This window comes from Salegentibacter tibetensis, from assembly GCF_020164485.1.
GTDB lineage: Bacteria > Bacteroidota > Bacteroidia > Flavobacteriales > Flavobacteriaceae > Salegentibacter > Salegentibacter tibetensis.
In genome coordinates this window covers 22,340-33,969 of record NZ_JAIQZA010000042.1, presented here as the reverse complement: position 1 = coordinate 33,969, position 11,630 = coordinate 22,340, and the positions used below count along the sequence as shown (strand labels likewise).

The 11,630-nt window shown below is 38.8% G+C and carries 9 protein-coding genes; 5 read left to right on the top strand and 4 right to left on the bottom strand.

Annotated elements, in window-relative coordinates:
* Positions 1–120 precede the first annotated feature (120 nt).
* The 5 genes from LB467_RS16630 to LB467_RS16610 all read left to right on the top strand — a co-directional run bounded on the left by LB467_RS16630 (position 121) and on the right by LB467_RS16610 (position 5,295).
* Entirely contained in the window at positions 121–801 is a 681-nt protein-coding gene (locus LB467_RS16630) for a metal-dependent hydrolase (protein ID WP_224475178.1), read from the top strand.
* 27 nt (positions 802–828) lie between these two features.
* On the top strand, positions 829–1,863 hold the full coding sequence (locus tag LB467_RS16625; RefSeq protein WP_224475177.1) for an o-succinylbenzoate synthase: 1,035 nt from the start codon (positions 829–831) through the stop codon (positions 1,861–1,863).
* A gap of 3 nt (positions 1,864–1,866) precedes the next feature.
* Positions 1,867–2,808, top strand: a complete 942-nt coding sequence (locus tag LB467_RS16620) for a CPBP family intramembrane glutamic endopeptidase (RefSeq protein WP_224475176.1) — start codon at positions 1,867–1,869, stop codon at positions 2,806–2,808.
* Between the two features lie 61 nt (positions 2,809–2,869).
* Positions 2,870–3,967: an AMP-binding protein gene (locus tag LB467_RS16615; protein ID WP_224475175.1), complete on the top strand. Its 1,098-nt coding sequence runs from the start codon at positions 2,870–2,872 to the stop codon at positions 3,965–3,967.
* Between the two features lie 8 nt (positions 3,968–3,975).
* On the top strand, positions 3,976–5,295 hold the full coding sequence (locus tag LB467_RS16610) for a M24 family metallopeptidase (protein WP_224475174.1): 1,320 nt from the start codon (positions 3,976–3,978) through the stop codon (positions 5,293–5,295).
* Between the two features lie 20 nt (positions 5,296–5,315).
* On the opposite strand, the gene LB467_RS16605 is transcribed toward LB467_RS16610, so the two are convergent.
* From LB467_RS16605 to LB467_RS16590, 4 genes are all read right to left on the bottom strand, one after another.
* The gene (locus tag LB467_RS16605) at positions 5,316–5,738 is read right to left on the bottom strand and encodes a DoxX family protein (protein ID WP_224475173.1); all 423 of its coding nucleotides are present in this window, start codon (positions 5,736–5,738) and stop codon (positions 5,316–5,318) included.
* Between the two features lie 151 nt (positions 5,739–5,889).
* Complete coding sequence (locus tag LB467_RS16600; protein WP_224475172.1) at positions 5,890–6,822, bottom strand: 1-phosphofructokinase family hexose kinase; 933 nt, start codon at positions 6,820–6,822, stop codon at positions 5,890–5,892.
* Between the two features lies 1 nt (position 6,823).
* Positions 6,824–9,772 (bottom strand): cation-translocating P-type ATPase, encoded by a 2,949-nt coding sequence (locus LB467_RS16595; RefSeq protein WP_224475171.1) that lies wholly within the window; start codon positions 9,770–9,772, stop codon positions 6,824–6,826.
* 217 nt (positions 9,773–9,989) lie between these two features.
* Entirely contained in the window at positions 9,990–11,630 is a 1,641-nt protein-coding gene (locus tag LB467_RS16590) for a M1 family metallopeptidase (protein ID WP_224475170.1), read from the bottom strand.

Below are 11,630 nucleotides of genomic sequence, written 5' to 3'. Positions count from 1 at the left end.
TATAGATCACCATTAAAATTGGGCCTATAGCACACTGTAAATAGTGAAAACCGGTCATAGAGCAGTAAGCCCTACGGGAGAGTTTTGGCCCTAATTGATTAAAAATAAAATAAAACACATATGAAAATCACGTTTTACGGACAGAGTTGTTTCGGAATTAAAATAGCTGATATTAACGTCTTGGTAGATCCATTTATCACCGGAAATGATCTCGCAAAAGATAAGATTAATATTAAAGATATTAAAGCTGATTATATTCTGCTGACTCACGCGCACCAGGACCATACCTTAGATGCTGAAGAAATCGCTAAAAATACGGGGGCGGTAATTGTGAGTAATTTTGAAATTGCCGGGCATTATGAAGAAAAGGGCATTGAAGTGCATCCTATGAACCACGGCGGAAGCTGGGATTTTGAATTCGGGAAAGTGAAATACGTGAACGCGATCCATTCCAGTTCTTTCCCTGATGGCAAATATGGCGGCCAACCCGGCGGATTTGTGATTGAAGGAGAACATAAAAATATTTATATTGCCGGCGATACTGCGCTCACTATGGATATGAAATTGATCCCCCAGCGTACTACTTTAGATCTTGCAATTCTACCAATCGGTGATAATTTTACTATGGGAGTTGAAGATGCCATCGTAGCCAGTGATTTTGTGGAATGTGACAAGGTTTTGGGTTGTCATTATGATACTTTTGGCTACATTGAAATAGACCATGAAGAAGCAAAAAGAAAGTTTTTTGACGAAGGCAAAGATCTTATGCTTCTGGAAATAGGAGGGAGCCTGGAGCTATAGTTTAGGCTTGCTCCGCAATAAAAATATATGCAGGCAGATTACAAAAGGTATATCTTAAATTTTAAACGCCCCAGCGGAACTTCGCGGGGCGTTCTTACTACAAAAGAAACCTGGTTTCTAAAAATAACCGATGGTGATAAAATCGGTTATGGTGAATGTGGGATTCTTAGAAGTCTTAGCATAGATGACCGGCCAGATTATGAAGAAAAGTTACAATGGGTTTGCAACAATATTAATTTAGGCGAAACTATGCTCTGGGAGGAATTAAAGGAATTTCCCAGTATTCAAATTGGTGTAGAAATGGCTTTTAAGTCTTTAATTTCCGGAAATCCTTTTGAAATATTTCCTTCTGAATTTACTAAAGGAAAAGCTTCAATTCCAATCAACGGACTTATCTGGATGGGAGAAAAGGAATATATGAAATCCCAGATTCAGGAAAAGATTGAAGCCGGTTTTGACTGTATTAAAATGAAAATTGGTGCCATAGATTTTGAAACCGAACTGGAGCTTTTAAAATATATACGCTCTGAGTTTTCTTCCGAAGAAATAGAATTGCGCGTAGATGCCAACGGGGCTTTTAAACCTGAAGAAGCTTTGAAAAAGCTGAAGCGTTTAAGCGAATTTCAATTGCATAGTATAGAACAACCCATAAAACAGGGGCAATGGAAAGTGATGGCAGATTTATGCCGGAAAACCCCGCTTTCAATTGCTTTAGATGAAGAATTGATTGGGGTTTTTGATGTAACGAAAAAGCAAGAATTGTTACAAACAATTAAACCTCAATATATTATTTTAAAGCCAAGTTTGATTGGTGGTTTTAAAGGTACACAAGAGTGGATTGATTTAGCCGAAGAAAACAATATTGGCTGGTGGATTACCAGTGCATTAGAAAGTAATGTGGGGCTAAATGCAATTTCGCAATTCACCTATGCCAAAAATAATAAAATGCCGCAGGGCTTGGGTACCGGAAGTTTATACACCAATAATATAGAAAGTCCTTTGAAAGTAGAAAAGGGAAATATTCAATATAATCCAGCTAAGAGTTGGGAATTTAATTTTTAGTAAATGTATATAGCAGAAGCTTTTAAATACCGCCATGATTTCTGGAGGTATATTATTGGAACCATTTTAGTAGTCGGGGGTGTAATTATAGGTCAAATCCCTTTAGGCGTAGCTGTTTTCCTGGAGCGCGGAATGGAGATAGCAGAAATGACTGAAACCGAAATTATGCAGGTTTTGGATTCTAACCTTACTTTTTTTTTAATTCTGCTCACTTTTGCCGCCGGTCTTGGCGTGTTGTTGCTTGTTGTAAAATTATTACATAATCAGCCTATAAGATCACTTACCACCAGCCGTAAAAAAGTAGATTGGGGTCGTGTTTGGTTTGGTTTTGGTCTTGTAGCTGCCTTTACCGTTATAGTTACTTTGGTAGAATACGCAGTGAATCCTGAAGATTTCCTGATAAATTTTCAACCGGTTCCGTTTGCAATATTGCTGGTGATCGCAATTATAATGATTCCATTACAGACGAGTTTTGAAGAATATTTATTTAGAGGATATTTTATGCAGGGGCTTGGAACACTGGTGAAAAATCGGTGGCTTCCATTGATTGTGACTTCGGTATGTTTTGGAGGATTGCATTTCTTTAATCCTGAAGTTACCCAAATGGGAAATTTAGTTATGATCTATTATATAGGTACAGGATTCTTATTAGGAATAATAACCCTAATGGATGAAGGAATGGAATTGGCACTGGGTTTTCACGCAGGAAACAATCTTGTAGCGGCATTGCTAATCACTGCCGACTGGACAGCTTTCCAAACCGAATCTATTTTTAAGGATCTTTCAGACCCTACTGCCGGCCTGGATGTTTTGGTGCCAGTATTCATAATTTACCCACTTTTCCTATTTATAATGGCTAAAAAATATGGTTGGAGTGATTGGAAGAATAAACTCTTCGGAAAAGTAGAAAAGCCCGAAACCTTAAAACTTTCAGAAGAAGGTTAAATTTATCATTACAATTTGCTAACTTTCCTTATAGAGAAATGTAACATATTTGGTTTTAAATATGGCAGATAAGTATAAAGTACCGGAAACCCATCCCGATTTTAGGCTGAATAAACGACATTTCACAAATGCCGAATTGCATTTAGTGGCTTATAGTTTTATAAAGGAAGGAGAAGCTTTTGAAGAAAAAGTAGGAGGATTCCTATTAGACTGGATTAAGCCCTCTAAGTATATTGAGGTGAAAACATCGGGCTCAACCGGAAAGCCAAAAATTATTAGGATCAAAAAGGAGCATATGATCAATTCTGCCATTGCAACTTCCCGCTTCTTTGACTTACCCGAAAAAACTACCGCACTGTTATGTTTACCTGCAACCTATATTGCCGGAAAAATGATGTTGGTTCGCGCTATGGTATTGGGCTGGCAATTAGATATGGTTCCTCCTTCTTCTAACCCATTAGACCAGGTTTTTAAACGTTATGATTTTTGTGCGATGACGCCGTTTCAGCTGGATAATTCGGTTGGGCGTTTACACCTTGTAAAAAAACTTATTGTTGGCGGTGGGGCTGTTTCTCCAAGGCTTCAAAAGATGGTAAAGGAAGTAAGTACCAAAGTTTATGAAACTTATGGGATGACCGAAACCGTTACCCATATTGCTGCAAAAAGATTAAATCCTTCAAAGAATAAGAAAAAAAACCGACCATTTAAAGTGCTGCCAAACATCAATATTTCGCAGGATAAACGTGGCTGTTTGGTTATTAAAGCTCCAAGACTTTCAGATGAAGTTATTACCACTAATGATGTGGTTGAAATTCTTACTTACAAGAAATTTATTTGGAAAGGAAGGTTAGATAACGTGATTAATTCCGGGGGAATAAAACTTCATCCCGAACAAATAGAAAAAAAGCTTTCCAAAATTATAGATCAGCGCTTATTTGTAACTTCAATGCCAGATGATTCCCTTGGCGAAAAACTGGTGCTGTTTGTAGAAAATGAATTTTCAGAAGATCTTCTTCACAAATTAGAGCAGGAGATTAGGGAATTAAAAAGCCTGGAAAAATACGAACGGCCTAAAAAAATCTATTTTATTGAAAAATTTGAGGAAACCCACACAGGGAAAATCCATAGAGACAATACCGTTAAGAGCAAGGTGAACTGATTCTATATATGTATAAAATTTTCTTATTAATTGGACTGCTAAGTGTTTTAAAAACAACAGCTCAGATTCTTCCAGAGCAGGATAGAGCAACACTTGTAAATGAAATTCTGAAGGATAAATTTGAAAATCTTCTGCCCGGTATAATGGACAGGAAAGAAGTAGACATGTGGGTGGTGATTTCCCGGGAATATAATGAAGATCCCGTGCTGCGTACAATGCTTCCTGCCACCTGGCTGAATGCCCGCCGACGTACCATTCTGGTATTTTACAGAAACAAAGAAGCAAATAGTCTTGAAAGACTTGCTGTTGCCCGCTATGAAGTGGGAGAAAGCATTGAAGGCGCCTGGAATCCTGAGGAACAACCTGAGCAGTGGGAAGCGCTTATCGACATTATTGAAAAACGAGACCCACAAAGAATTGCATTGAACTTTTCTAAGGATTATGGTCTGGCCGATGGCCTTGTGAAAACCGATTCTGAAGAATTTATAGATCATTTACCGGCTGTTTATAAAGACCGACTCGTTTCGGCTGAAGATTTGGCTATAGGGTGGATTGAAACCAGAAGCGAAATGGAAATGGAGATATATCCTGAATTGGTAAAAATTACCAAAGAAATTATTAGAGAGGCTTTCAGCGAAAGGGTGATTACTCCCGGCGAAACCACCACCGAAGATGTGGTATGGTGGATGCGCCAAAAAGTTACTGACCTGGGGCTGGAAACCTGGTTTCATCCAACTGTTTCTATTCAGCGGGATGAAGAAGCCCTGGAAGATCATATTTCGGCTTTTTCCTCGAATAAGGAAAGAAAGCTCATTTACCCGGGAGATTTGCTACAATGTGATTTTGGGATCACGTATTTAAGACTGAATACCGATTGTCAGCAAATGGCGTATGTTTTAAAACCTGGGGAAACCGAAGCTCCTGATTATCTTAAAAAAGCATTTGAAAAGGGAAATAGGCTTCAGGATATTTTAACCGGAAATTTCGAAACCGGAAGAACCGGAAATCAAATTCTTTTGGGAAGTTTAAATCAGGCCAAAGAAGAAGGTTTAAGACCGATGATCTATACTCATCCTCTGGGTTTATACGGGCATTCTGCCGGGACCACTATCGGGATGTGGGATTCACAGGAAGGCGTGCCCGGAAGTGGAGAATATCCATTAAATGAAAATACGGTTTATGCGATAGAACTCAATACCAGCGTATTTTTGGAAGAGTGGGACCAGGACGTGAGAATTATGCTGGAGGAAGCGGGGTTTTGGGGAGAGGATGGTTTCGAATACGTCAATACCCGCCAAACCGAACTCCTGGTGATTTCGGCGAAATAAAGTTCTAAATGAAATTTATGTTACTGGTTCATCTTCATAATATAATCGGTAGAATGTTTTCCAGATCCATAAAACAGGAAAAACAAACTTAAAATCAATACAATACTTGCTTCCAGTAACCTGCCGGGTTGCATAACTCCTACAAAGTTGATTAAAATTGCACCAAAAATGATGGGAAGCTGTACAAGCACAGCCCAACGGGTAAGTAATCCAACAGCTATAAGTATACCTCCAATTAAATGGGCAAAGGCTACATAATGTACAGTAATCATCGTACCTGCAAAACCCTGAAGTGGTTTTATGAGTTCGATGAGTGTTTCGGTTTGAGCAATAAAGTTGATGCCTTTTATAAAAAGGAAAACACCAAGAGCTACTCTCAAAATGTCGATAAAATAATAAGTATGCGCATTGGCCCACTTATTTAATGATTTAATACTTAACATATCTCTCTATTTTTATATTAATTTACTGATTTTTAAATAATTATAAAAATATTTTGTTTTTGTTAAAAATAAATATGCCTAATTAAATTGCCTAAAAAGCCAGAGTGATGTAAAATAGAGTGAAGCCCTGTGAAAAACAGGTTTTAGGAGATCATTCTTTTTCTTTAAGCCATTTAAAAATAGTTTCTACATCCTTTTTTCGGCAAAGTTCAGACCCCGGGGTCAATGTTGCGGCTGTACCTGCAGCTACTCCCCAATAAACGGCATCCATTAATTTATCACCTCTGGAAAGGGACAGGATTATACCGGCCACCATGGAGTCTCCCGCACCTACAGTACTTTCTTGTTTTACAGTTGGCGGCACCACATATGCTATTTTATCCTTTGTGGCTAACATGGCTCCTCTTGCACCCAGCGAAACGATGAGAGTTTCAGCTTTTCCTTCAGAAATTACTTTTTTGGCGATTTCTTCCTGTTCCAATCCTGAAATTTTTTCTTTTCCTGCAAGACTGCTCAATTCACCAAGGTTAGGTTTCATTATGCAAACTCCGGCTTCGGCGGCTTTTGTTAAAGCTTTACCCGAAGTATCTATTACACATTTAATATTTCGTTCTTTTGCAATTCTGGCAATCTCTCCGTAAAAATTATCGGGAGCACCAGGTGGAAGGCTTCCACTGGCCACAAGGTATTCTACATCATCGGGTAATTCCTTCAAGGCATCAAGGCATTTCTGCAAATCTTCTTTGCTTATTTTACTTCCTGGCATTCCAAAACGGTACTGGTTATTTGTAGATCGGTCCAATACCACCAGATTTTCCCTTCTTTCATTTTCTATGAAAATTAGCTGTTGATTAATGCTCTCTTTCTTTAAAAGATTTTGAATTTTCTCTCCGGTAGGGCCTCCTGCAGTGTATATAGCAAGAGATTCACCTCCCAGAATATTTATCGCCCGGGAAACATTTATGCCCCCTCCGCCGGGTTCATAAGTGGGTTCTTCACATCGTAATTTTTTTTCTGGCTTCAGCTTTTCAATATAAGTGCTTTTGTCGAGAGCCGGGTTTAGGGTTAGGGTTACAATCTTCATCTTAAAAGTCTTTTCTAATTAGTTTGATTAACTGTATAATAATTAAAGGTATTATGCTGGTTATTAATATTAATCCCCAGATGCGCATTTCAAGTTCCTGGAAAGAAAGAACCTCAGAAATAGCAGGAATATGGTAAGCTGCTACTAGTGCCGCAGCACAGAAAGCAAGGGCATACCAGATAAATTTATTACGGGTAACCTGGTTGTTAAAAAGATTCTCTGTGGCGTCACGCATATTGAAAACATGAAGCAACTGGGCAAAAGCAAGGCTGAAAAAAGCTACATTATTGGTGATTTCTTCAGATTCTTCCCATACAAAATGAGCATATAAATAGGCGCCGGTTATGCAAATTGTAAGAATTACGCCATATAACGCTACCTGCATCCAGTTTTTTCTGGTTATTATGGGTTCTGCCGGGTCTTTGGGTGGTTTTTTCATGATACCGGGGTTCCCTTCTCCCACACCAAGTGCGAGTGCCGGAAACACATCTGAAAGCAGGTTAAGAAAAAGCAATTGAAGAGGGAGCAGGGGTAAGGCCAGTAATCCAAAACTTATAGAGGCAATAATCAAAATCTCGCTTAAGTGATAGGATAACTGATAAATTATGAATTTCCGGATATTTCCAAAGATGATCCGTCCCTGCTCGATGGCTTGAACAATAGAACTAAAGGTATCATCTTTTAAAACCATATCTGATACCTCCTGGGCAACCTGGGTACCGCGTTTTCCCATGGCTATTCCTATGTTGGCCCTTTTTAAGGCTGGGGCGTCATTAATACCATCACCCGTCATGCCAACAATTTCTCCTTTTTCCTGGAAATATTTTATTAAGCTCAATTTCTGGGATGGATCTACACGCGAAAAGATTGCAGTTTCGGTAATACCGGAATCTTTTTCATTTTCCAGTTTTTCATTGAGGTCTATTCCCTTAATTATTCCCGAATTTTCACCTCCTTTATCTTCATAAATTTTCACCTGTTCCCCAACATTTCGGGCGGTTCCGGGATGATCGCCGGTTACCATAATTACTTTAATCCCGGCTTCTCTACAGGTAGTAATAGCCTCTGCTACCTCTTTTCTTGGCGGGTCCAGAAAACCGATTAGGCCGGCAAATGTTAGATCCTGAAGAAATTCCTCATCTTCAGGGAGAGAATCGGTTTTTTTGAAAGCAAAACCTAAAACCCGTAATCCTTCATCAGAAAGTTCATCATTTTTGTTATTCCAGAACTCTTTATCTTTTTCTGAAAGCTCTTTTTCCTCACCATTTTCAAGAATTTTTGCTGATCGCTCCAAAATGGCATGGGCAGCTCCTTTTCCGGCAACATAAAATCCCTTTCCGTCTTCATCCTTATTAACCGATCCCATTACCATAGATTCAGAATCGAAGGGATCATGAAGTTTTCTTTCCAGATTGCGGTATTTTTTATACCGGTCTTTGTTGAATTTACTGGTGTAATTTAGTAGGGCAATTTCCAACGGATCTCCTTCTCCTTTACCGCTTTCATTTTCCCCATATTCATCACCGTTTTCTTCCTCCTCGGTAAAGTCCTGATTTATCTCTTCTTTTTGTTTTTTAGATGAAATAGGTTGTGATGAAGAAGCCCTGTCAGAGTCTTCTTTTGATGTAGATTTGTCTTCTGATTCAGCAGTGACTGCTGACTCCTCTTTTTTAGCATTTTCTGAAGCTTCCTGCTGTTCTTCATCATTATTATCTTCAAAAGATTGCTCGTCTTTGTCCTGAATTTCTTCTTCTCCTTCTAGCGTAGCATCATTAGCGAGCATCGAAATTTTAAAGATGTGCTTAAAATTAGTGTTTTCCTCTGGTTCCTTTTCTTCTTTCATTTCCGGCTGCTTGCCAGAGTGCCAGTCTACACTCATCCTTATATCCCCCGGAAAATAAAAGGTGTCTACGGTGAGTTGGTTTTTTGTGAGCGTTCCGGTTTTATCGGTAAAAATTACGGTGGTTTCCCCAAGCGTTTCTACTGCCTCGAGTTTTTTGACGATAACGTTCTTTTTTGCCAGCCTAAGCATTCCCCGGGCAAGGGCAATACTGGCTACGATTGGAAGTCCCTCAGGGATCGCAGCAATAGTCCAGGCAATAGAAGTTTGAATTAAAATATAAAGTTCTTTGCCCGAGAGATAACCAAAAATCAGGAAAGCAACAGCCAGGCCAATTGTCACAAAAATTAAGTGCCTGGTAAGTTTATTGAGCTTTTGGTTTAACGGGATCTCATCCTTCTTTTCTTCGCCAACCATGGCCGAAATACTTCCGAGTTCGGTATCCATACCGGTGCTATATACCACAGCTTTAGCCGTTCCTCCTGTGACCGCAGTCCCCTTATAGAGAATATTTATTCTGTCAGCAACTTGTTTTTCTTCTTCAATAGGTTCAGCAGATTTTGTAATAGGAACAGATTCCCCGGTTAGCGGGGATTCATCTATAGCTAATTCGGTTGCTTCCAGAATTCGGGCATCGGCAGAAATTAAATCACCGGCTTCAACCAGCAAAATATCCCCGGGAACAATTTCTTCGGCATTAATTTTTACTATCTCCCCATTTCGTAACAGTCTTGCCTCTATTTTATCCATCTTTTTCAGGGCTTCCATAGACTTTTGGGCTTTAAATTCCATCCAAAAACCTATAAGCGTATTTATGATGAGTACGATAAATATGGCTATACCCTCAGCATAATCACCAAATAGCAATGCCAGAATTGCCGCTGCGGTTAAGAGATATACAATAGGGTTGTTTAACTGAGCAAGAATTATTTGCCAGATGCTGCGTTCTTTTTGTTCTTCCAGAACGTTTGCACCATATTCTTTTTTCCTCTTTTTGACTTCCTTATCCGAAAGGCCATTTTTAGGATCCGTAGAAAGTTCATTTATGACTTCCTTCTCTGTTTTACGGTAAGCATTATCAATAATTTGTGATTTTTTCTCTTTTACCATTTTTAATAAGGAATTCTGAATTAGCGCTGCCTTAAGTTAATTATAATTTGTAAAACAGATACCTGAATGGGCAGGATTAAAATTATTTTTACGGGATTTTAGTTGAGAATAAGGAATGGGCTAGGAATTCCATTCGAGGAAAATTTTGGGGAATTAAAAACAAAAAAACCTGCAGAATCTTTAATCCTGCAGGTTTATTCTTATATTTTGATTTAGTTTATTCCAAAAATTTGAAGTCAACGTAGAACTCCATGTCATTTAAGGCAATATCATCTTTGTTTTTCACCTCCTGAGTTAAGGTTTTCCAATTTGTAGTTGGATTAAGTCGAATTTCCTTCCCTTTAATGAAGATATCTACAGGCATTGTGAAATCTTTTATATCGGCTTTCCAGCGATAGGAAATTTTGTCGGCTTTTTTCTTTAGCTGAAGTTGAGGTAGGGCAGCATTTCTCAGGTATTGTTCGAAAACCGGTTTCAGGTCTATATCGATAGCCTCATCGAAAAAAGATTCGGTAGTTTCTGTATCGATAATTTGATGCTTATAGGTTTCAGTATAATCCTTTAAAGTTTTCCACCATAATTCATCATCGTCATAAATACTGCGAATAGTATTTAGCAAATTAGCGCCTTTAAAATACATATCTCCAGAACCTTCACTATTTACCCCGTAATCTCCAATAATAGTAGCTGTGTTACTTAGGCCGCGGCGGGTTCCTTTTAGATATTCCAAAGCTTCTTCTTTGCCCCAACGACACTCCACGTAAACAGCTTCAGAATAGGAGGTAAAGCCTTCGTGAATCCACATATCGGCGATATCTTTTGCGGTAATGCTATTGCCGTACCACTCGTGCCCGGACTCGTGGATAATGATATAATCCCATTTTAAGCCAATTCCGGTGCCGGAAAGGTCATTTCCAAGATAGCCCATTTTATATTCATTTCCATAGGCTACAGCACTTTGGTGTTCCATACCCAGATAGGGAGTTTCAATCAATTTAAAGCCGTCTTCCACAAAAGGATACTCTCCAAATTTCTCATAAAAGCAATCCATCATTGGTTTTACTTCTTTAAACTGCTCTTTAGCTTTTTCAAGGTTGTAAGGCAGTACATAGTAATCCAGGTCAAGATCTCCGTAAGAATCAGAGAAATGCTCATAATTCGCGATGTTGATCATCACGTTGTAATTATTGATTGGGTTAACGGTTTTCCAACTCCATTGGGTAAATCCGTTTCCTAAATCTTTCTCGCCTAAGAATTGCCCATTAGAGACATTCATTAATCCGTTTGGAACTGCGATATCCAGCTGAACTTCTTCGGGTTCGTCACTTTGATGATCTTTATTGGGATACCAAAGGCTGGCCCCGGTTCCCTGCACAGCAACGCCTACCCAAGGGTCTCCATTATCATCTTCGTCCCAGACAAATCCGCCATCCCAGGGCGCATTTCTTGCTACGATAGGTTTTCCGGAATAATAAAACTGAATTTCTCCTTGCTCATCAGCTTGTACCGACTCATCTAAATCGATAAAAACCGCATTATGTTTACGTTCATAAGTTAAAACTTCGCCATTCTGAAGAATAGAATCTACTTCCATATTTTCGAATAGATCTATTTGAATTGTAGAAAGGTCATCTTCAGCAATAAAACTAATAGTATTAAAACCGGAAATAAATTGTTTTTCAGGTTCTACTTTAAGTTTTAAATGATATTTCTGAACATCAAAGGCGCGCTCTGCCCTTAGCGAGCCTCTAAGTGAATCGGCTTCGGTATAATTACCTTCCTTGTTACTTAAAACCTGGGCATAGGAAATATTGGAAGCTGCAATAAAAACAGCAAGAATTAAAATTATTTTTTTCAT

Bases quoted from the DNA above. Each gene is read 5' to 3' on its own strand.
- LB467_RS16630 (WP_224475178.1), top strand. From the start codon at position 121: ATGAAAATCACGTTTTACGGACAGAGTTGTTTCGGAATTAAAATAGCT.
- LB467_RS16625 (WP_224475177.1), top strand. From the start codon at position 829: ATGCAGGCAGATTACAAAAGGTATATCTTAAATTTTAAACGCCCCAGC.
- LB467_RS16620 (WP_224475176.1), top strand. From the start codon at position 1,867: ATGTATATAGCAGAAGCTTTTAAATACCGCCATGATTTCTGGAGGTAT.
- LB467_RS16615 (WP_224475175.1), top strand. From the start codon at position 2,870: ATGGCAGATAAGTATAAAGTACCGGAAACCCATCCCGATTTTAGGCTG.
- LB467_RS16610 (WP_224475174.1), top strand. From the start codon at position 3,976: ATGTATAAAATTTTCTTATTAATTGGACTGCTAAGTGTTTTAAAAACA.
- LB467_RS16605 (WP_224475173.1), bottom strand. From the start codon at position 5,738: ATGTTAAGTATTAAATCATTAAATAAGTGGGCCAATGCGCATACTTAT.
- LB467_RS16600 (WP_224475172.1), bottom strand. From the start codon at position 6,822: ATGAAGATTGTAACCCTAACCCTAAACCCGGCTCTCGACAAAAGCACT.
- LB467_RS16595 (WP_224475171.1), bottom strand. From the start codon at position 9,772: ATGGTAAAAGAGAAAAAATCACAAATTATTGATAATGCTTACCGTAAA.
- LB467_RS16590 (WP_224475170.1), bottom strand. From the start codon at position 11,630: ATGAAAAAAATAATTTTAATTCTTGCTGTTTTTATTGCAGCTTCCAAT.